Source organism: Stieleria bergensis, assembly GCA_007745635.1.
Taxonomy (GTDB): domain Bacteria; phylum Planctomycetota; class Planctomycetia; order Pirellulales; family Pirellulaceae; genus Stieleria; species Stieleria bergensis.
This window is the reverse complement of sequence record CP036272.1, coordinates 1,639,911-1,661,293: the sequence shown is the minus strand read 5'-3', so window position 1 is coordinate 1,661,293 and position 21,383 is coordinate 1,639,911. Positions and strand designations below refer to the sequence as shown.

Annotated in this window: 14 protein-coding genes; 6 read left to right on the top strand and 8 right to left on the bottom strand. The window is 54.8% G+C overall.

Features of this window, described 5'->3' with window-relative positions:
• Positions 1-5: 5 nt before the first annotated feature.
• The 4 genes from SV7mr_RS05490 to SV7mr_RS05475 form a co-directional block, all read right to left on the bottom strand.
• Positions 6-3,854: an ATP-binding protein gene (locus tag SV7mr_RS05490; protein ID WP_145269944.1), complete on the bottom strand. Its 3,849-nt coding sequence runs from the start codon at positions 3,852-3,854 to the stop codon at positions 6-8.
• Between the two features lie 482 nt (positions 3,855-4,336).
• Entirely contained in the window at positions 4,337-5,596 is a 1,260-nt protein-coding gene (gene dsrP / locus SV7mr_RS05485; protein WP_145269942.1) for a sulfate reduction electron transfer complex DsrMKJOP subunit DsrP, read from the bottom strand.
• A 30-nt stretch (positions 5,597-5,626) separates the two neighbouring features.
• Complete coding sequence (locus SV7mr_RS05480) at positions 5,627-6,577, bottom strand: 4Fe-4S dicluster domain-containing protein (protein ID WP_145269940.1); 951 nt, start codon at positions 6,575-6,577, stop codon at positions 5,627-5,629.
• 14 nt (positions 6,578-6,591) lie between these two features.
• Positions 6,592-7,293 (bottom strand): hypothetical protein, encoded by a 702-nt coding sequence (locus tag SV7mr_RS05475; protein WP_145269938.1) that lies wholly within the window; start codon positions 7,291-7,293, stop codon positions 6,592-6,594.
• A gap of 644 nt (positions 7,294-7,937) precedes the next feature.
• Here SV7mr_RS05475 and SV7mr_RS05470 point away from each other — a divergent pair.
• The 4 genes from SV7mr_RS05470 to SV7mr_RS05455 all read left to right on the top strand — a co-directional run bounded on the left by SV7mr_RS05470 (position 7,938) and on the right by SV7mr_RS05455 (position 12,456).
• Entirely contained in the window at positions 7,938-10,415 is a 2,478-nt protein-coding gene (locus SV7mr_RS05470; protein WP_473163674.1) for a molybdopterin-dependent oxidoreductase, read from the top strand.
• Entirely contained in the window at positions 10,412-11,320 is a 909-nt protein-coding gene (locus tag SV7mr_RS05465; protein WP_419188137.1) for a diheme cytochrome c precursor, read from the top strand. The genes SV7mr_RS05470 and SV7mr_RS05465 overlap by 4 nt, the downstream gene beginning before the upstream one ends.
• Positions 11,321-11,505: 185 nt before the next feature.
• Positions 11,506-12,150, top strand: a complete 645-nt coding sequence (locus SV7mr_RS05460) for a 4Fe-4S dicluster domain-containing protein (RefSeq protein ID WP_419188136.1) — start codon at positions 11,506-11,508, stop codon at positions 12,148-12,150.
• Between the two features lie 3 nt (positions 12,151-12,153).
• Positions 12,154-12,456, top strand: coding sequence for a hypothetical protein (locus SV7mr_RS05455; RefSeq protein WP_419188135.1), 303 nt, complete (start codon positions 12,154-12,156; stop codon positions 12,454-12,456).
• Positions 12,457-13,070: 614 nt separating this feature from the next.
• Here the strand turns inward: SV7mr_RS05455 and SV7mr_RS05450 are convergent.
• The 4 genes from SV7mr_RS05450 to SV7mr_RS05435 all read right to left on the bottom strand — a co-directional run bounded on the left by SV7mr_RS05450 (position 13,071) and on the right by SV7mr_RS05435 (position 19,073).
• Positions 13,071-14,744, bottom strand: a complete 1,674-nt coding sequence (locus tag SV7mr_RS05450; protein WP_419188134.1) for a solute:sodium symporter family transporter — start codon at positions 14,742-14,744, stop codon at positions 13,071-13,073.
• A 182-nt stretch (positions 14,745-14,926) separates the two neighbouring features.
• A complete protein-coding gene (locus SV7mr_RS05445) occupies positions 14,927-16,039 on the bottom strand; it encodes a Gfo/Idh/MocA family protein (protein ID WP_145269933.1) in 1,113 nt (370 codons plus the stop codon).
• A 386-nt stretch (positions 16,040-16,425) separates the two neighbouring features.
• Positions 16,426-17,370 (bottom strand): IS110 family RNA-guided transposase, encoded by a 945-nt coding sequence (locus tag SV7mr_RS05440; protein WP_145268727.1) that lies wholly within the window; start codon positions 17,368-17,370, stop codon positions 16,426-16,428.
• Positions 17,371-17,768: 398 nt separating this feature from the next.
• Positions 17,769-19,073 (bottom strand): HD-GYP domain-containing protein, encoded by a 1,305-nt coding sequence (locus SV7mr_RS05435; protein ID WP_419188133.1) that lies wholly within the window; start codon positions 19,071-19,073, stop codon positions 17,769-17,771.
• Positions 19,074-19,416: 343 nt separating this feature from the next.
• On the opposite strand from SV7mr_RS05435, the gene SV7mr_RS05430 reads away from it, so the two are divergent.
• Positions 19,417-20,355: an aldo/keto reductase gene (locus SV7mr_RS05430; RefSeq protein WP_145269931.1), complete on the top strand. Its 939-nt coding sequence runs from the start codon at positions 19,417-19,419 to the stop codon at positions 20,353-20,355.
• Between the two features lie 63 nt (positions 20,356-20,418).
• Positions 20,419-21,237, top strand: coding sequence for a TIM barrel protein (locus SV7mr_RS05425; protein ID WP_473163673.1), 819 nt, complete (start codon positions 20,419-20,421; stop codon positions 21,235-21,237).
• Positions 21,238-21,383 lie beyond the last annotated feature (146 nt).

Genomic DNA, 21,383 nt, shown 5'->3' with positions numbered 1-21,383 from the left:
TTCGCTCACGTTGCTCGTCGGGGTGGTTCGACGGTGAACAACCGCTGCAGTTTCTCGGGACATTCAACCCCTTCTGCTCGCATCAATCGCTGCAGCGAATCGGCCGTCGCGTAGGGATCATCTAAGTAAGCGATCCAATCAGTTGCCGCTAATTGGAATGGCAACAACTCGCCTTGATCGGCCAATTCAGCAGCCTCAAGAAAATGCTCCCGAGCAGCATCCATCGAGCCAACTTGGCAAGCGAAGATGCCGCGGTACAGAGCAGCTAAGCATTCGCCAAACTCACTCAGTTCGGCAAGCTGAACCAATAGCGTACTGACGTAGTCTGCTTCTCGAAGAGGTGATCGATCTGAAAAGACCGGGCTCTCGACGGCGCTAACGCCATCAACCCGCCCCCAAGATCGCTGCCGCAATTGCAAACAGGTCAGCACGGCCAACTGCAAGGCCGAAAGCTTAATCACGGGCATGACGGCGACCATCGCCGTTTCAATCTCACCGAGCATCCAGTGGACCTTCGCGGCGGCAGAGGCAATCTGGCCTTGATAAAGATCGAGGTTCACCGCTTGAACCCAGTGAAAGATGTCAACCAATTCGAGTTTATCTGTCTTTCCGCACAAGGCCTCGCATTCTTGGTGCAACGCCAGCAATGACTCAACATCGTCCTGACACAGCAGCGCGTTGCCGCAAAAACCATTCGTCGTCAGCATGAGCTGCAAAAGATCGCTCCGCCGCTTGGCGTCGCCCAAGAGCTCATGAAACACCTCTTGCATTTGCTGCCAGTGTCCCAGGTTCCACCGCGCCCAAATCTCTAACCAACGAGCTTGAGAAACCTCGAAGCTCATGGGATTATCATCGTTGCCAAAGTGCAGCAAGGCCTCGCCAATGACCTCAATCACCCCACGCCATTCCGATTTGATCGAGGCGACATATCCTAAGCAGGAATAAAGATTACCACGAATCACTCCCGTGACATGTGGATTCAAACGCGACAACATGCGGACCAAGCAATTGCGTGACTTGGCTGACAGCGGAGAGCGTCCGCCACCCAAGCCAGCCGCCCAAATACTCGACATGCCGCCAAAGTGCAGGCGAACCATTGACGCCTCCTGTGACATGGCACGTTGTGCACCATGCAACGTGAGCCTGATGGCTAATTCCGAATTCATGAACGACATCGAGCGGCCGACATAGGAGCAGAACGTAAGCTCATGACTGGAAAAAGCGATCGGTGCTGAATCAACCGCCAGTGAACCCAATTGCGGGTAAATGACCTCCATCCCATCACTGGTGATCTCGGCCAGCGATTCGGCGAAGCCAGCAAAGGTCTCGACCAAGACCTCTGCGTTGACCGGCTCGTCGGAAACGTTGATTTCGTACAGCTCCATCTGCTTGGCAACCATCGGCATGGCACGATCGATTTGCCCATTTCGAATCAGCCACTGAATGGCGCGGGTCTGGTATTCAATTTGCTTTTGATAATCGGAAGACTCTTCAGCAAGCATCAAAAGATACTCGGCCGCCTTTTCCGGCATGTCCGCCTGTTCAAAGCAATCCGCCGCAGCCATCAGGTGCTTGTTGCGAGCCTGACCGGTGACCTGCTGCAACACACGAACGTGCCAAGCTCCCGCCTCACCCATGGCAAACGCTCGACTGGCATGATCTGCGGCCATGATCGCGTACGGCAAGGCATCCCCCGACTGACCGGCCAGATAAAAATGAGTCGCGATACTGGCGGCATCCTCGAACGGAGAATCACCATTGATAAGCAGTTGTGCCCAAGCCAAATGCGTCTGACGGACCTGCTGTGGGTCAAGTAAATCGGCCAGGCTCTCGGCGACGGTATTGTGCATCACGACCAAGCTATCCAGCCGCGTCCCATTTTCCATCACTAAACGACTGGAAACCAAATCGAAGAGCGGTCGATCGACCTTGGGACCCAAACCCGACACCTTGCTAAGCTGTGCGACCAGAGCCGGCTTGCCTGCAGTAAAGACACAACACAAGAGACGCTTGGCTGATTCGGTGAGCTGGTCAAATCGCTTGCGCCAGTAGCGGTCGGGATCACTGACGTCGGCCAGTTGCGATTCATCGACCTCTTCTAAACTGTGCAAGATCCCGCCCACGCGAAACTCCGTGGCGATCTCCTGAAGCCGGAAGGCGTTGCCTTCGGACAGCTTGACCAATTCACGCAAGGTTTGCTGCTTGACCTGTGCACCATGCTTGGCCACCGATTTCTGCAGCAAAGTCATCGCCGCATCGGTCGACAAACTTCCCAGCACAATGGTCTCCGATGGCGGACAACGTTGCATGGTGTGGCCGCGATAGGAAGTAGTCAAGATCCCCAGGTGCGGCAATTCTTCTTGTTGCAACCCGTCCAGAATGTCATGGCTGCCTCGATCGGCCCAATGAGCATCGTCAACAATGATGATCACCGGGCCAACCGCCACCACCTCTTGAAACAGCTTACACAGGGCATCGATCGCATCGGCTCGCCGTGGCTCAGGCTGAAAGGCCTCGGCATGCGTCCCCATTTTCTCCCGCAGCACATGTCGAAGCTGTGGAAATGAACTCGTCAGAATGGCCACCGTCGGCGGATCCAACTCAATCTGGTCACGGTCGGAGCGGGAAAATCGCTGGGCAATCTGATCCGCGATTTGATCCAACACCTGCATCTTGCCTGACTCGCGCTGACGGCAGGTCACACGGAACATCTGTCCCCAGCTATGGTCGTGGCGAAAACGTGTTTCCAATTCGCTGATCAGTCGCGTTTTCCCCGCCCCCATTTCACCGGAAAGGTGCAACCGGCCGGTGCCGCCTTTGAAGATTTCACGCACCCATTCGCTGCACTGACGAAACTCGTCCTGACGTCCATACAAAATATTGGTCACGGGAAACGGAATCGGGATGTCAACCGTCCGAGCCGTCTTGATCAAGGTCATCAATGAAATCCGCTCGGACCTCACGGGATGCAACATTCGGCCAATCAGTTTGCGCAGATGATCTGGAACCCCGCCGTCCATGCCTTCGACTGCATCAGCAATGACCTGCTGGCGTTCCGAGCGAACCCAATCGTCAAAGTCGCCCTCTTGCAACCACTGCTCACGGCCAGAGACCAGATTGACACAATCCAAGAAAACCAAACCCAGGCTAAAAACGTCCCCAGCAGGTGTGTAACTCTGCTCCCACAGTGCTTCAGGAGAAAAGTAACGCGGTGTTCCAGCGATATAGGAACGCAGTCCATGCCCGTCGGTGTCTAAATCACAAGAAGCCACCAGCCCATAATCAATAATCGCCCCGCGACCATCATCGCGGACCATCAGGTTCATTGGCTTGATGTCGCGATGAACCAAATTGGCAAAGTGGATCGCCAACAGGCCCACCGAATAGTCGTAGAGCAGCCCCAGCAACTGGCGATAAGCTTGCTCACGCGGTTCCTTCACCAGACCTTGAGTGAACTCATAAAGCGTCCGTCCCTCAATCAACTCCATGGTAAAGACCGTCATCTCGTCGATGACCTCTAACCGATCCGCACGCATCAACATCGGGTGAAACACCGTCGACATCTGCCGAAATCCAAGCTTGTTGCGGTACAAATCTTGCGGAGAGAGTCGGCACAAAACCTTTAGCGCGCATTTCTGGCCTGTGACCCGATCGGTCGCTGAATACACAAACCCCGCTTTACCGTAACCAATCAGACGCTCGATCAAGTAATCGCCGAACGGTTCTCCGACCACCAGCGGCGGCTCGATCTTGGCCTCCAAGGCATTGGTCAGAAACGTCTCCCCATGCTTTCGCGGGTAAACCTTGGTTTCGTCGTTCGGGTTGCTCTTGGGAGATTCAGGAGGGGCATCCATGAAGGCACTGCAATCGTTGCCGCCAGTGACTGTCCAGCCACCCAGCGTGGGTCATCATCGCATCAGTAAACCGCCAAGCCTTAACGAGCACTTGATCTGCCCTATCCTGCTGTCCCCATTTCTTCACCCCAGCGAACCACAGTCCTTTCGGAAAAGCTAAGCCGTCCAAAGTGACTGCGATCGTTGCCTAGAAATGCGGCCTAACACGTAGGCGGTCTCGTAAAACGTCAGCGTAACTGATATGTCTCGCGCATTCTTGTGGGTTTCCCCATTTTTGCGGACTCCCCCCAATGCTAGAGACTGTTGGCTCGCGCGGACGATTGCCATCCAACCGCCCAACGCTGCACCGACTGCTTCAGCCCCCCCCGTTAATTGTGATCTACCGGAGGGCAAGATTCCCGAAAGTCTGAAACCGGGACATCAGCCAGTGAATAGCGCACCGCCTAGACGAGCAAAGTTTTTTCGCGACAGCAGAGACTTGATTAGCTTTGGTCGGCCACGGTCATTTTGCCAAGGAACACTTTGGCGATTACTTTCAGCAACAAGGTCAGCACCATCAATCCGAATGCTAGCACGCCAAGGCTGATTTTCCATTCGGTCGTGCTGGGGGAGTACTCGACCAGCTGATGCAAGGTCGATGGAATGAAGCCAGGAATGATCAGCCCCATTCCTTTTTCAATCCAGATCCCTGCGATGCATAGCAGACAAGCGACGATCCGAACGGTTCCGCGTTGTAAAGCAGCGGGCAGAAATAACAGCACTGTCCCCGTCAAATTCAGCAGCAGTGACGACCAAGTCCAAATCACCAGACCATCGTGCCCATGCAGACCAAAGTACATGTACTGCCCGGTGGCTCCATGCGTGCCACCGGTGTAGAACACGGTGAACAGCTCGCTAACGCTCATCACCAAGTTAGCCACCATGGCCACGCGCATGATCTGAATCAAGGTTCGCGCGGGTCCCGCAGGCGCATCGTAATGGTAGATCAGCCGCAGGACTCGCATCACAATGATGATAAAGGCCGGGCCGCTAACAAAAGCCGACGCCAGGAATCGCGGTGCCAGCAACGCCGTGTTCCAGAACGGTCGACCGCCCAAGCCGCAGTACAAGAACGCCGTCACGGTGTGGATACTGATCGCCCAAAAGATCGAAATGAAGACGAAGGGAATGTACCAAAGGGGATTGGGCGTCTTTCCCAAGTAACGCGTGTAAAGCAAATAGCCCACCACGTGCAAATTCAGCAACAAATAGCCATTAAGAACCAGCACGTCCCAGGTCAACATCGAGATCGGCCAATTAAACTTTCCCAACCCGGGCATCAAGTGCCAGAATCGATCCGGCCGTCCAAGGTCCGCCATCACGAACATCAAGCACATCACGATTGCCGCGATCGCCACGGTCTCGCCGATGATGACCACCTGGTGCATCTCTTTGTCTTTGTACAGATAAGCTGGAATGACCATCATCACGCCACCGGCCGCTAACCCCACGCAAAACGTGAAGTTTGCAATGTACAAGCCCCAGCTGACCTGATCACTCATCCCTGTGACAGCCATCCCGGTGGCCACTTGATTTGCCCAAGCATTCAGTCCCACCAAGGCAATGGCGGTCAGGACCGTCATCCATGTCAAAAAGGCGTACGATCCCTCAGTCATCACGACCAGTGATCGCTTCACGAAGCCGGGATAGCTCAGTAAGGCCGTGGAGTGTTTGTCGGAATCGCTAAGGGGAGCAGCGCTCATAGGGATTCAAATTCGTAGCGTGAAAGCGGGTTAGTCAAAGTAATAAAAGAAAGCCGGTTTTGTTCCCAACTCTTCTTTAAGCACATACACTCGTTTGTTTTCTAAGATCCAACGAATGTTTGATTCAGGATCAAGAATATTGCCAAACACGCGTGCCCCGGTGGGGCAGGCTTCCAGGCAGGCTGGCAATTTGCCACGACGTGTGCGATGCAGGCAATAGGTACATTTTTCGACCACGCCGGCGGGCCGAATGCGATTGCTGAGATAGGACTGATCGGGATTCACTTCCTCAGCAGGGATCTCTGGCTGTTTCCAGTTGAAGCGTCGCGCATGATACGGGCACGCCGCCTCGCAGTAGCGACAACCAATGCACCAGTTGTAATCGATCACAACAATGCCATCTTCTTCCTTCCAAGTGGCCTTCACCGGGCAGACATCCACACAAGGCGGCTCATCACACTGCTGACACTGCACCGGAAGATAGAATTTCCCATCCTTGGGCACCACACCTTGATACTCTGAATCACCGTTGCCGAGTTCCATGGACCCTTTATCCATCTCCAGCACGCGAATGTATGACTGGTGCGTTGCTCGATCATGGTTGTTTTCTTCGTGACAAGCTTTGACGCAGTTTCCGTTGCCATTGCAGACACTTAAATTGATCGCATAAACGAACTTTGTCCCTGGGATCGGGCGATCGTCGGCGATGTGCACTTCGGCACCGTACTTTTCCTTGGTTTCCGCTTCCAAGCGAGCGATCACTTTACGTTTGTCTTCCGCGGAAAGCTCACGATAGTGATTTTGAAAAAACGCCTGCGCGGAGGTCTGCTTGGCCGCCGATCGCAGCGGTGAAATCGCAGCCGCGAAAGCAGCTAAGCCCAAGGTTGCGAACCCCGCCTTGACTGCTTTTCGACGCGTCGGATTCACCACAGGCAACTCGGGACTCGCTGGAGTGTTCTGCGCTGAGTTTGAATTTGCCATGACCACGCTCCCTGTTAATGATCGGACGACTGATCGTTTGTTTGCAAAAAGCGATCATGTGGTTTGAATTGCACTTTCATACTTGGATACTTTGGAACGTGAGGATCATGACAATCCACGCAGTTGTTTTTGAACTGCGGACCGCGACTCAAGTCCCAAAAACCGTTCATGCCGCCATGGGCACCGTGTTGATAGGCGATCGCTTGCTGCGAATGACACTGTGAACACATGCTCATCACCTCCCGATAGGCAACCGGTTGGCCATCGGCCAGACGCAACGCATCGGGCTGCTGTGCCTTGTGACAGGCGTAACACGTCAACTGACCATGGGCGAAGGAAAACCCTTGATGAAACTGATCCAATTGCGCCACCGTGTTCTTCAGATTAGGTTTCCGAACCGAGTGGCACGTCGAACAAGCCACTTGCCCCTGACGCTGCAAGGGATCGTCTGCCTGCAACCGAATCATGGGCGCCCCCTCATAACGCTGAATCACAACCGGGTACCGATCGCTTCCCGGGGCCTTCTGAATTGGCACTGCACTCGCTATCCGTGATCCCTTCGCAATTGATACAGAGCGTTCGCTGGATGCCTGCTCCCCCTGGTCGCTCTCGTGACTGACAAAGAACAACTCCGGTTCTGGATTGGATTCCGCCTCAGTGCTGCCCTGATCCCAAGCAGCTGCTTGGTCGGGCGTCACTGATTCTGGATCCGACATGGCCTGAAGCATCCTGGCCGAAGACGCTGACTCTGTTATCACCCCAGCATCTGACCGGTGGCTCAGTTGTTTGCCCATCAGCCAGGAATGGATCCCGACGGCCAAGAAACAACTGCACAGAAGCAAGGCGATGACGATAAAGAAACGTGTCATACGAAAACCGCGGCAGCCATAGGTTTAGCTTGAATGCTTTTTTAGAAACTGACTGAATCACAATGCGATCCAGCATCACGCTAGCGAGCCCTCGCTGACGCGACGTTCACTCACTCGGACCCACCATCGACTTGATGGATGCAGCGAAGTGTATGACACAGTAAGCAGCCTGCAGAAATAAAAAATACTGACATGTGGGTTAGCGTCACAAGTCACGTTCGCGGAAAACCTCAATCGCTGAATGTCCCCTTTAAGGCGTTGGCACAATTGATCTGACGGTGTCCGAAACTACCCCTCAGAAGCTCCGTCCCGCGCGTCGCGCCGTGAGCGATACTTGAAGCATTAAGTCGGTTCCCAATCTTTGCTGCGTTGGGTTCTCGACCAGGTTTTTTGCTCAACCACGGGCGACTGAAACCGTTTCGCCACAGCTCGAAACAACCGGCCGCCCTGAAACAAAACAATCAATCAATCACATCAACTAGATCAATCGAATGGCTGCCTCAGTCAAGCATTCGCAGCGATCGGCTAGCAAAGATCAACCGGGGCCAATGATGGATACACGACGACGGGAATTTTTAAAATCTGCTGCAATGGGTGCTGCCTCATCGCTTGTTGCTGGAACCGCAGCACCGTCACTGCCTGTCGTGACCGCCGATGAGATCCCCACCGACGGCGATCAACTGACATGGAATAAAGCACCTTGTCGTTTCTGTGGCACCGGTTGCCACGTTCAAGTTGGCGTGGAAGGCAACCGCGTGGTTGCGGTCGCTGGCGATCAAGCAGCAGACGTGAACAAAGGGTTGCTATGCGTCAAAGGCTACCACGTAGGATCCGTCCTCTATGGCAAAGACCGCTTGACACAACCGCTCCTGCGCAAAGGGGATCAATATGTCGAGATTCAATGGGACGAAGCCATCGACATTGCTGCGAAACGAATCATGGATGCCCCCGGAGAATTTGCCTTTTACGGCAGCGGGCAATGGACGATCCCTGAAGGCTATGCCGCCAACAAATTCATGAAGGGTGGCTTGGCGAACAATCATATCGATCCCAACGCTCGACTCTGCATGGCCTCCGCGGTCACCGGTTTTCTAGCGACCTATGGAGTCGATGAGCCGGCCGGCTGCTACGACGACTTGGATGCCTGTGACGTGCTGATCACGTGGGGCAACAACCCCGCAGAAATGCACCCGGTGCTGTTTTCACGCGTCACTGACCGACGTTCCAAAGGGGACAAGATTCGGCTAATTGACATCTCAACTCGCCGTACTCGCACCAGCGATGCAGCGGATCTGTACCTGGAAATGAAGCCTCAGGGCGATGTCGCCATTGCACTGGGCATCATGAATCAGTTGATCGCCAACGAGACTTACAACAAGGACTTTGTCGAAAAGCACTGCGCCTTCCGAGCGTTGGAAGACGAAAATCCCACGCTCAAAGGCGAAGCGATCGGTGAAGACGAGTTTCGCAAACGCATCGCCAAGTACACCCCCGAGCATGTCGAAGCGCTCAGTGGAGTGCCAGCCGAACGCATCATTGAATTGGCAAAACTATTTGCCGATCCAGACCTGCGGATCACCAGCCTCTGGTGCATGGGCATGAACCAGCACACACAAGGTACCGCCGTCAACAGCTTGGTGCATGGAGTGCACCTGTTGAGCGGACACTTCGGTCAACCCGGCGACGCCCCGACCAGCCTGACCGGACAACCCTCCGCCTGTGGAACCGTCCGGGAAGTGGGCACGCTGGCACACACGCTGCCTGGCGGACGCGTGGTTGCTAACGCCGATCACCGTGCCCACGCAGAAGAATACTGGAACCTGCCAGCAGGCCGAGTGAACCCCAAGCCTGGCTACCACACGGTGCTGATGTTTGACAGGTTCACCTCCCCATCGACCGGCGAAGGGGACATCAAGACGATGTTCGTTCAAGTCACCAACCCAGGGCAAACCCTGCCCAACCTAAACAAACTATTCAATGACAAAAAGGACAACGATGACAAGTTCCTGATTGTCTCGGATGTCTACCCCACCGCGACAACGCAAGCGGCGGACCTGATCCTTCCGGCTGCGATGTGGGTGGAAAAAAATGGGATCTTTGGCAACAGCGAACGCCGCACCCAGCAGTGGTTCAAAATGGTCTCACCACCAGGCGATGCTCGCGATGACTGCTGGATGACGATTGCGATCGCGCATCGTTTGTTCGAACTCGGGCACCCCGGCATGAAAGACAAGGATGGCAAGTTTCTGTTTGCCATGCAGGATGACGACGGAAACGATGTGCCGATCTGGAAATGGGAGCACTACTATGACATCAATGTCGATCAGCAGCTCTTCGAAGAATACCGCTTATTCAGTCGCTTGAAACACAAGAACCTGGCGCCCTACGAGGAATACGTCAAAGCGCGCGGGCTACGCTGGCCCGTGGTCGAACAAGAAGACGGCTCGTGGCGCGAGACGCGATTCCGCTTCTCTGGCTTTGACGATCCCTTCGTCCCTGAAGGCGAAGACATCGATTTCTACCATTCCAATACAAACGACGGCAGAGCACAAATTTGGTTCCACGACTACAAAGCGCCACCGGAAATCCCTGACGATGAATACCCGCTGTGGCTATGCACCGGACGTGTCTTAGAACACTGGCACTCCGGAACAATGACGCGACGCATCCCCCAACTCAGCCGAGCGATGCCGACAAGCTATGTCGAACTTCATGCCGATGATGCCAGACGCCTGAACGTTCGCCAAGGAGAAACCGTCGTGGTTGAATCCAGACGCGGCTCGGCCAACTTCCCGGTCTGGATCAATGGTCGCGGCAAGCCCCCTCAGGGAACCCTCTTCGTCCCCTTTTTCGACGAAACTCGTTTGATCAATGATGTCACCCTGGATGCCCTTGATCCATTTTCAAAACAGCCGGATTATAAAAAGTGTGCTGCTCGTATTCGAAAACTTAGCCAAGACATCACATGAGTGACTCCACACACGATAACGAACGTTCACCACAAGCTGCTCATTCGACGACTCGCTACGCTTCACTTTGCTTAGCTGGGATCGCATCGATGGCAATCATTGGCTACGTGGTTGGGATTTCCGACGGCGCTCCGCAGCCCAAAGGCATATGGGTCGAACTCTCGGACGACACGCTTGCGGTCGCAGACCTCTCGCGTTCTGAGACCCCCAGCACCGACGACAAAGTCATTGACGCCATTGATTACTGGCAGATCCCTGGTGCCATGATGGGACCCACAAAAGAGTTCCTGAAGCGACCTGCGGCGTTGCCCGAAGTTCCGAAAATCGACCTGTTTGCCAAAGTCACACAGACCGAGGCCGAGAAACTGGCCTCGCTGAAACTGCGTTCCTCGCGACGAGCCTACAACGGCGCGCCTCCGATCATTCCACATGCCATCGCCAGCACCAATGATGCGGCGTGTTATGCCTGCCACCGCCAGGGCATGACACTTGATGGTTTGCTCAAAGATTCGATGGCCGCGATCGGAGTGAAGCGACCCTTGCGCGCTAGCGTCATGTCACACGGTTTCCTGGCCAACTGCGTGCAGTGCCATGCAGCGCCGGGACCACTGGCACTGCCGCCCTCTGATTGGCATGTCGCCAACCACTTCGTTGGCTTGGCTGCACCGCAAGCCGGCCAGCGCGCTTCCCCCGGTGCGCCGCCCACCATTCCTCATGGACAGTGGATGCGGCAGAACTGCAACGCCTGCCATGGTGGGCCGAACGGATGGCTAGGTTTGAACTCAACTCACCAGTGGCGCACCAACTGTTTGCAGTGCCACGGCGTTTCGGCGGTTCAAAATCAAGCGATCGCAGAAACACCCATTCCCATGCTCGCTCCGCTGAAGGTCGTTACATCACCATGACTTCGTCCGGGGGGAGGAACAACACCGAACAACAGGTTGCGACAGCCGTTCAGCGAACGACTGCCTCGCCTGCTGATGCGCAACTCACCGACGCGCAGCGACGCCCCAAGCTCAGTCGCCGTGACCTCCTTCGAGGGCGAATAGGCAGGCTTCTGAACGGGCCATCCGCCAGATCAACCAGCGGCGTGGCAAGCCCACGATTGGTTCGGATCCCCAATCCACTTCAAGACCTGCACACGATCGCGCCAGCAACACCCGGCCATCCCGCCAAACCCATTCGATCGATCAACGGAATCGCTATCGACGCCGTGCCGGCGACAAGTTTTCGCAGCGAACCCCTGGCACCCCAAGTCCCACTGTTTCGACCACCGGGAGCCGTCGAGGAATCGATGTTCCTTGAACGCTGCACCAAATGTGGTGACTGCCAGACAGCCTGTCCCTATCACGCAATTCGTCCAGCCAACGATCGCCTGTCAGCGGCCAACGGCACACCGACAATCGAAGCCGATCACCAAGCCTGCTTGATGTGCGCTGACTTCCCGTGCATCACAGCCTGCCAAACCGGTGCCTTGGAAACCACGGCCCCAAAGGTCATTGGGACGGCAATGATCAAATCCGATCTCTGCTTGGCCGGCCAAGGGCAACCTTGCCGCGAATGCGTGGACCAGTGTCCCGAACCAGGCGCGATCACCACCCAAGGCGGCGTCCCCATTGTGATCGCCGATGCCTGCACCGGATGCGGCGTCTGCCGAACCGCTTGCGTGGCTCCGGACAATGCCGTCGTGTTAATGCCCGTCTTTCAACGCCAGACTCAATTGCCGCAGCGCTAAACCATGATGAACCCTGAAACGATCGAACCGATTGACTTGCCCGAAGTCCTGGAAGCCGAATGGGGCAATGATCAACTGATGCAGTTGTTTGCGGATCTACAAGAAGGCACCGACATCACTCATGTCCAACTGCGAACCGGCAGAGAAGACACCAGCACCGATTTAAAGACCGCCCGGGATGCGTTCCTCAATGGCCAGGCTCAAGCGATCCAAGTCCGCTATCGCTATGAAGGTCAACACTGGGGCGACACCATCCTGCCGGGCGATCCCACCACCAAAATCATTCGCACACTGCTGCCAGTGTAAGCTGACGCTCCGCAGCACTGTTCCGCAGCACTGTTCCGCAGCACTGTTCCGCAGCACTGCCTGGATCACAGCCGCCCACGCCCCGTTGAACCGCTGCACTATCTCCGAAACAACATCTTTTTCAGCAGCGGAAAGCCAAACGCCACCGCAAAACCAAAGATCAAAAAGCCGATCGCGACCGGATCACCTTCAAAGATCTTCTGCAAAAACTCAGAACGCCGCGCGAAAATCAAAGACTGATCAATCAATTCTAATGCCCTTTCCTATGAGTGGTTGTGCCAGTCGGCAGAACAATCCCTTGCCGTCATTCAAGGCAGTACAACTGGCCTGAAAACCGCAAATCACCACCCGATTGTAAAGCATCTTGCCACCGCCTTGGGCGGGCAACTCAAGTTTCGCCGAAACATCCCTTTCGGAGACAAGAGAGCAGGGCGGTTAGGAAAGAAAAGGGGATCGATCCATAGCAACATGAGCGCGCGGCACCAGAAAGACTGGCACCAGAAAGACAGCGTGCTTTGCCAGCCGTTCAGCAAACCGAAAACCTGGCCCGAGCTGGCAAGCGACACCCAACCAGCAAGTCCATTAGCTGGCAAGTCTTTTAACTGGCAAGTCCATTAGCTGGCAACGATCGCCAACAAGACGTACAGCCCCACAGCGAAGGCAATCAGCAATCCGCCGACGGGATAGGCATATTTCCAAGTCGTCAAATCCACCGCACCAACGTCCTTTTGCTCGTACGGTGTTTCACGACTGAAGCCAACTTTTTCAAGCACCAGCTGCAAGACGACCAGAAGGGCAAAAACGAATCCCATGTAATGGAATGGCGACTTAAAGTAGTCTTTCACCCAGCCGTCGACACCGACCGTTTCACTCGTCTCGGGGACACTCCCATTGAAGAAAGTTCCCATGACCATCGCAAACAACCCCACCAGCAAAGCCACCATCGCGGCGCGGCCATCGACTTTCTTGTTGAGCAATCCAACCAGCATGATGGCGAGGATCGGAATGAAATAGATGCCGTTAAGCTGCTGGAAGATGTTGAACAGCCCCTCTTTGCCATGAAAAATCGCCGGTGCAGCAACCACAGCAAAGGCGCCGACAACGAAACTACAAATCTGTCCCGAACGAACCACTTCCTTCGTGGAAGCCTTGGGACGGATAAAGTTTTTGTAGACGTCGATGGAAAACAACGTGGCGGAACTGTTCAGCACCGAATTAAACGTCGACAGAATCGACCCAATCACGACAGCCGAAAAGAACCCTACCAGGGCGTCAGGCAGCACCGAGGCCACCAAGGCACCGTACACAAATTTAGCTTCAGGATCCCCACTGGCACCGGTGACCTTTTCAGCAAACTCAGGGTTCGTGGCCACAAGGTACGCCCCGGCGATCCCGGGAATGACCAGCACCAAGGGAGCACAGACTTTGAAAAACGCCGCCAGCAAAACACCCTTCTGACCCTCGGCCAAGTTCTTGGCGCCAAAGGTTCGCTGAATGATCTGCTGATTGCTTGACCAGTAAAAGAAATTCAGCAGCAAGACACCGGTAAACAGCGTCGGCCAGGAGACCTCTTCATCACGCGTCCCCATCGACTGAAAGGCATCCGGATCACGTTCCGAAATCAGTTTGAACGCTGAAAAAATGCTCTCACCTTCACCCGCCACATACTGCAGCGAAAGGTAGGTAATCAGCAGACCGCCGGTCAGCAAGCCAACCCCATTAAAGGTGTCAGAAACAGCGACCGCTTTTAGTCCACCCCAAATCGCGTAGGCACCGCCAACGACGGCGATAAAGATGATCACGGTCCAAATGACACCAATCTGCGACATCCCCAACATCTCTTGCAGACCCAACATTTGGTTCAGGCCAGTCGCACCCAAATACAACACAAAGGGCAACAAGATCAGCATGTAAGCGACGACAAATAAGAACGTCGTCAGCGTGCGCACGCCAGCCCCAAAGCGTTCCTCGAAGAACGAAGGAATCGTGGCGATCCCAGACTTCAAGTAGCGAGGCAAAAAGAACAATGCCAATGCGACCAAGGAAATGCCGGCGACGACCTCCCAGGCCATGACGGACATGCCCTCTTTGTAGGCGGAGGCATTCAATCCAATCAGCTGTTCGGTCGACAGGTTGGTCAGCAACAGCGAACCGGCGATGAAAACACCAGTCAGTGATCGCCCAGCAAGAAAGTAACCCTCGTCGGTCGTCTCGTCACTACCGCGAACGACCCACCAAGTGGCCAGAGCAACCGCACCAGTAAACAACAGAAAAGTAAATAGAATCACGATCGATATCCCGCCTAGAGTCCAAGTCAATTATTCGTATGCAGCACATTGGACGAGCCTCACGTGCCGGCCTGCGCCACACTGTTGTCTGTCCCCGCTGACCAGCGACGGCTCTGCTGGACAGCCATAATTTGGCTTGGCAACTGAGGCGATCAAATCGAAAAACGCCGTTGCTGAGGGAACTACCCAACCGAATCCAACGCGATAAAGGCTCCACCGTTAGAATCGCTTAAGCGACACGCGTCCAACAGACGCTGCGTCTTAATGGCTCGATCAGCCAGCTCGTCATTGAGTTGCCCCGAACAAACGATGTCGGCAAATGCACGCATCATGTTAACCTCTTGCGCGTTGCCGTGGGCACCGTGAAATTCGTCCGTGTAAAACGGCTCGCTGCGTCGCAAGAAATTCCAAGTGCAATTGTCAATCTGCAAATCATGTCGGTGAATCTGCCAATCCAACTTGGAATCAAACAGTGGCAACACGTAGTCATCCAACGTCAGATAGCCATCGGTGCCGGAAACACTGGCCAATTGCTGGTTGGCAGTCATGAACGAACAGAAGAATCCGGCTGTTAAACCGTCTTCGTATTCAAACTCTGCGGCGAACTGACCGGGCACCCAATCGTCACTGCCAGGTCGTTGCAACTTGGTCACCGTGCGTGCAGAAACCCGAACCGGATCGCGGAAAGCACTGGCCCAAAGGATGAAGCGGATGCAGTACCAACCCAAGTCGCCTAGACAACCATGCTTTTCCAAAACCATGTCGGTGCGAATGTTGTCTTGCTGAAACTCATCGTCGCCATTGAAGGAAAAGTGAGCCTGAATCCGACGAAGCGTTCCGATCGAGCCGCCTTCCAACTGATTGGCGACTTCGCTGATGCGTTTGCTGTGATCAAACATCACACCATCCATGAACTGTACGCCCGCCTGTTTGCAAGCATCTCGCATCTCGATGGCGTCCTGCAACGTATCGGCAACAGGCTTTTCAATCAGGACGTGCTTGCCGGCCTTGGCAGCTGCCAACACCCATTCTTTACGCAACCCCGTCGGCAGCGGAATGTAAACCGCATCGATCTGATCGCTCTCAAGCAACTCCTGATGACTGCCAAAGGCCTGAGGAGCAACCGGCAGCGGTACCTCTGCCATGCACTCGTCAATGTATGTTTTTGCTTTGGCTTCAGAGCGGCTGGAGACGGCTTGAACCACCCCATTACCACTGAGAGTGATGGCGCGCCAGTTTTTCCGACCAATGTTCGCCGTACTCAGGATGCCCCAACGGCAGAGGGAATTCGACATCGTGCTTTACTTTGCTGCTTCGGTATAACGTGACAAACACAAGACCGCGAACGAGCGGCCAGCATTGATTGCCCCGTCGATCAATCGATCACAAGCAGCAAAAGATAACACGGAACGCCGGCGTTTTGAATCCGGGGGCCCGTTTTGGCAAACGTTCTCACCAAAAGGCTGCCGGATCTCAGCAAGAAAGCATAGCCGGCTGCGCAGAGCAAGAAGACGCACCCATCAACCAGGGCAACGCCAACTGCAAGCAGCCACAGCGAAACCCTCCCCGGCCGGCCATGGAGACAAGCGATGCCTCCGATTTGCAAATCTTCGCATCCATCAGCGCGCCACCACCGCAAACCGGCCGCCCCTCCCGCTGGCGGGAGCGGCTGTGTTAGATGTCAAGCGTTTTGTGGATTTTCCCATGCTGTATTTGTTTTGACCATTGTGTTGAGTGTGATGAGGATTTTGCGCATGCATGCGGTAATAACGACCTTTGGAGGCTTGCCTTGTTCGGCCAGTCTCTTGGAAAAGGCTGCGATCGCTGGGTTGTATCGGCGAGCACTCAGTGCGGCCATGTAGAGCGCCGATCGCACTGATCCACGGCCTCCAAAAATCGAACGCTTGCCTCGCATCTGCCCGCTGTCCCGGTTGAACGGTGCTAGTCCAACGAGCGAGGCGATTTCCTGTCGGTTCAGGTCGCCAAGCTCTGGTAACTCTGCAATGATCGTTGCTGATGTCACATCGCCGATACCAGGCATCGTCCCAAGTAATTCGGCGCGATGCTTCCAGTCATCATCAGACTGCACAAGCTTTTGGATCTCACGATCAATCATTTTGATGTCCTTGTTGATTGCATCGAGAACGCGCTGAATGCTCTTGCGAACCGCTCCGGACACGGCTTGTCCCTGTCGGTTCTTCTCGGCAGTTCTGGTGCCGATCAACTGTCTTCTTCGAGTCACAAGCTGATCCAATTCACCCTGCAATTGCTTGGTTTTGGCGACGGCTCGAGGCCTCGTCAATTTCCCAAACAGTGCGATGATGCGTGCGTCGATCTTGTCAGTCTTTGCCAATTTTCCAATCGCTTTGGCAAAGTCTCTCACTTGTCTCGGATTGACCACAGAGACAACATGGCCGGCTTCAACAAGTCGCACAGCGAGTGGACGTTCGTAGTTGCCAGTGGCCTCAATTACGATCAGGCAAGACTTCGCTTCTGGCAACAAATCCACTAGCTCATCAATTCCCTTTGGATCATTGGGAACGACTGTTGTCGTGGCTTGTTCATCAAACGCGAGATCAAGCTTGGCTTTTGAGACATCGATTCCGATAAAGTGTTGAAAACTCATCTTGGATGTATCCCTTCCTTGCAAATGCGAGCTCGAGAGCTTGTCTCGGCTCAGGCGGCTGTTCGGGCTATTTACCAAAGGCCGACGACGATCCAGCTCCCGCACAGTATCTGCGTTGCAGCACTCGAGGGTCAACGATCTGCCGTCGGCCGCAGTTGCTTTAGCCTCTTCGCTACGCTCAGAGGCTAAAGCAACTGCATCTGTAGTGTCCAACGAAACACCACTAGAATGTAACATACAAGAGTGTTGCTGATGGCGGACGCAGCGAACGCCAAAACCACTGATGACAAACCGCACGGTGCCGTGCTTGCACGTACCAATGCCTTCAAACGACGTCGGGTGCCGTACAAGCGTACATAGGCCAGGGGTGATACAGAAGTCGAAACGGTGCCAGAGAGCTATTCCGGCCCGCTGACGGTTGGATAGACCCGTCCTTGCTGTGCCGAGCGATCGGGGAAATCGACGAATTCAACCTGCACGCGAACGATCTCAGACGAGCTTTTGAAGAAGGAGTCTAAGATTTTGGGGTCAAAGTGGCTGCCACGGCCTTCTTCCATGATCTGGAAACACTTTTCGCGTGGCATGGCTTTCTTATACGGCCGCTCTGAACTCAATGCATCGAACACGTCAGCGACGGCGGTGATGCGACCTTCAATCGGAATGTCATCACCAGCCAAGCCGATGGGATAGCCAGTGCCGTCGTATTTCTCGTGGTGTGTTTGCGCGATACTGGCGGCCAGTCGCATCAGCGAGCTGCTATCGCTAAGAATATCTCCACCGCGATCGACATGGGAACGCAAGGCGCTGGCATCGTTGGGGCCGAATGGCTTGATGATTTGTCGACCATGTTTGACGTGTTCGCGAACGATATCAAACTCTTCTGGTTCCAGCTTGCCGGGCTTCAGCAAAATGGCATCAGGAATGGCGATTTTGCCCACATCATGCAGCTGTGCGGCCAATTCAAGATCGTCAACAAATTGAGCGGGCAGGCCGAGGTTTTTGGCGATGATGCCTGCGTAACGGCCCACGCGAATCACGTGGTTTCCGGTATCGTTATCGCGCATTTCAGCAGCGCGAGCCAAGCAGTAAATGATTTCACGTCGCGAGCGTTCGAGTTCTTCGGTGCGCTGTTGGACTTTGCGTTCAAGCTCTTCGGCATGACGCATGAGCTGATCATGGAACTGCTTGTATTGCAGTGCATTGCGAACACGCGGCGCAAGCTCCATCGCGTCAATCGGCTTGACCAGAAAGTCAGTCGCACCCAGTTCCAAGCACTGCAGCTTGACGTCGGTTTGTGTGTTGGCGGTCAGAATCAGGACCGGCAGATGACTAAACCGTTCGACACTGCGAATTTGTGACAGGATTGAGATGCCGTCAATGTGCGGCATATTGATGTCCAGCAGCACCAGATCTGGCTGATAGGTGTGCACCAGATTCATTGCCAATCGAGCATCGGTGGTGGTTTCAAAATTGCGATGCCCTGCTTCGGTGAGCAGTTTACGCGCCACCATCACGTTGGCAGTCTCATCATCCACAATCAGAATTTTTCCCGCAGGAACATCATCTGGGACGCGGACCGAATCCGTTTCCTCCTGGACCAGCGGGACACCTGAACCATTGCCAGGTTCATGCGATGCTCTGGCCATGCCGGGCGTTAGAAGCATGTCATCAAAATTGGGCGATGGAGGTGGGACGCTACTCATGGCTCTCAGCAGGCGGGACAAAGAAATGCTGCCGAATTGTTGTTCCCAGTAAACAACGAGCGGGGGAAAAACCTCGCCGGCAAAGGTTTGACCAGCGATCAGGCATCGGTCAGAGCGAATGCGCCACTTGTAACGATTGGTGCCGAAGTGGCAGGCCGTAGGACGTTGCTGGAAGCCGATCCAAGACCTGATCGCCACCGCCGGTGGCGGAAGAGCAATAAACGACGTCTGATGAGACCGTTCAGCCCCGCTGAATTGATCCCACCGATCCACACCGAGGCCTCCCTGTGGTACTCTGACGCCTGAATTCACACCAATCATGATTTCCGCAGAGGAAAAAACAATGCTGACGCGCCCACTTGGCAACACTGGACTGGAACTTTCAGCCTTGGGGTTTGGTGCCTCCTCTCTGGGCGCTGAATTTCGGAACATCGATGTCAACGAGGCTCTCAAATGCGTGGATGTTGCCCTGGAACGCGGTATGAACTACATCGACACCGCTGCCTACTATGGTCGGGGGATGAGCGAAGTCATGCTGGGGCAAGTCTTGCCCAAGATTCCTCGCGACTCCTACATTCTGAGCACCAAACTGGGACGCTATGCTCCGCAGCACTTTGACTTTTCCGCGCGTCGTGTGGTCGAAAGCATCGATATCTCGCTCGAACGCATGCGACTGGAACAGTTAGACATCGTCTTTTGTCACGACATCGAATTTGTTGACCTCGATCAGATCGTCCACGAAACACTGCCGGCCTTGCGTAAGGAAGTGGAAAAGGGCAAGGTTCGATTCATCGGCGTCAGTGGCTACCCGATGAAGATCTTCCAAGAGATGCTGCGTCAGACGGATCTGGATGTTGTGCTAACGTACAACCACTACACACTGCAAAACGACATGGCACTGCAACTGGTGCAGCCCTGCCACGATCAGGGAGTGGGCCTGATCAATGCCGCACCGTTTTCGGCACGTCTGTTGACCGACGCCCCCCTCCCGGTTTGGCATAAAGCGACCGACGAAGTTCGCACCGTTGCCAAAGCGGCCGCCGATCACTGTCGAAGCAAGGGCAGCGAAATCGCTAAGTTAGCGCTGCAATACTCCGTCGCGAACGAATCCTTTGCCAGTTGCGTGGTTGGTTCAGCCAATCCCAATCGCGTCAATCAATGGTGCGATTGGCTTGATGAACCACTGGACGAAACTCTGGTTGCCGAAGTCAAAGAGATTCTCAAACCCATCCACAACTGGTTCTATAGCGAAGGGCGTCCTGAAAACGGCGATCAAGCCTGATCGTTCAGCCCACGCGCCGGTTGCCTGTCGAATCATCATTTCCTTACGCTTAGTTAAATGAACATGAAGTCCTGCGTCACCATTTCTCTTGTCGAAGAAGCTCGCGGTGGTCCCTTTGTGCTTTGGGATTCACTGGAACAATCCATCGGCTTTGCTGCCGAACTGGGCTATGATGCGGTCGAAATCTTTTCGCCATCCGTCGAGGCCTTGAATCTGGACACCCTCGGTGGACTGCTGGATTCGGCAGGCGTCAAGCTTGCCGCTCTGGGGACCGGAGCCGGCTGGGTCAAACACCAATTGCAACTGGCAGATGCAGATGCCGGCAAACGGGACCAAGCAAAAGCGTTCGTCCGCAGCATCATTGATGCGGCCGGACAGTTTGGTGCCATGGCAATCATCGGATCGATGCAGGGACGCAGCGGCGGCGACGTCGACGCAGCGAGCGCCAAAGCCTACTTGGCTGAAGCCTTGGAAGACGGCGGACAACACGCTCAGCAGTACGGTGTGCCTCTGATCTATGAACCGCTGAACCGATACGAAACCAATCAGTGCTGCACCGTTGAGCAAGGCGTTGATCTGCTGCAATCGTTGTCGACCGACAACGTGCGTTTGCTTTGCGACCTGTTCCACATGAATATCGAGGAAGCGGATGTCGCGCAAGCGTTGCTGGCAGGCGGCGACAAAGTTGGACACATTCACTTTGTTGATTCCAACCGTCGACCTGTCGGTTGCGGTCACATGCAGTTCGGCCCCATCATGGATGCCTTAAAAGCCATCGATTACGACGGCTATCTTTGTGCCGAGGCATTCCCCTGGCCCGATCCGCATGAAGCTGCCCGTCAGACCATGCGAGCGTATCAGTACTGGACCGGCACCTGTTAAGCCGCCCCGGTTGCCCACCACAGGAATCCTCAGCCGGTTTGGCGTTGGCCCTGGTTTCTGCTGAGCATTGATGGCGGGAACGATTGGTCAGTTGGCAGTCGCGTCGACTCTCAAGGCCGTTCGGAGAGTTCTTTGCAGTTGGTTGC

Excerpts from the sequence above, each read along its gene's own strand:
- SV7mr_RS05490 (WP_145269944.1), bottom strand. The coding sequence starts at position 3,854 with ATGGATGCCCCTCCTGAATCTCCCAAGAGCAACCCGAACGACGAAACC.
- dsrP (WP_145269942.1), bottom strand. The coding sequence starts at position 5,596 with ATGAGCGCTGCTCCCCTTAGCGATTCCGACAAACACTCCACGGCCTTA.
- SV7mr_RS05480 (WP_145269940.1), bottom strand. The coding sequence starts at position 6,577 with ATGGCAAATTCAAACTCAGCGCAGAACACTCCAGCGAGTCCCGAGTTG.
- SV7mr_RS05475 (WP_145269938.1), bottom strand. The coding sequence starts at position 7,293 with ATGTCGGATCCAGAATCAGTGACGCCCGACCAAGCAGCTGCTTGGGAT.
- SV7mr_RS05470 (WP_473163674.1), top strand. The coding sequence starts at position 7,938 with ATGGCTGCCTCAGTCAAGCATTCGCAGCGATCGGCTAGCAAAGATCAA.
- SV7mr_RS05465 (WP_419188137.1), top strand. The coding sequence starts at position 10,412 with ATGAGTGACTCCACACACGATAACGAACGTTCACCACAAGCTGCTCAT.
- SV7mr_RS05455 (WP_419188135.1), top strand. The coding sequence starts at position 12,154 with ATGATGAACCCTGAAACGATCGAACCGATTGACTTGCCCGAAGTCCTG.
- SV7mr_RS05445 (WP_145269933.1), bottom strand. The coding sequence starts at position 16,039 with ATGTCGAATTCCCTCTGCCGTTGGGGCATCCTGAGTACGGCGAACATT.
- SV7mr_RS05440 (WP_145268727.1), bottom strand. The coding sequence starts at position 17,370 with ATGAGTTTTCAACACTTTATCGGAATCGATGTCTCAAAAGCCAAGCTT.
- SV7mr_RS05435 (WP_419188133.1), bottom strand. The coding sequence starts at position 19,073 with ATGAGTAGCGTCCCACCTCCATCGCCCAATTTTGATGACATGCTTCTA.
- SV7mr_RS05430 (WP_145269931.1), top strand. The coding sequence starts at position 19,417 with ATGCTGACGCGCCCACTTGGCAACACTGGACTGGAACTTTCAGCCTTG.
- SV7mr_RS05425 (WP_473163673.1), top strand. The coding sequence starts at position 20,419 with ATGAAGTCCTGCGTCACCATTTCTCTTGTCGAAGAAGCTCGCGGTGGT.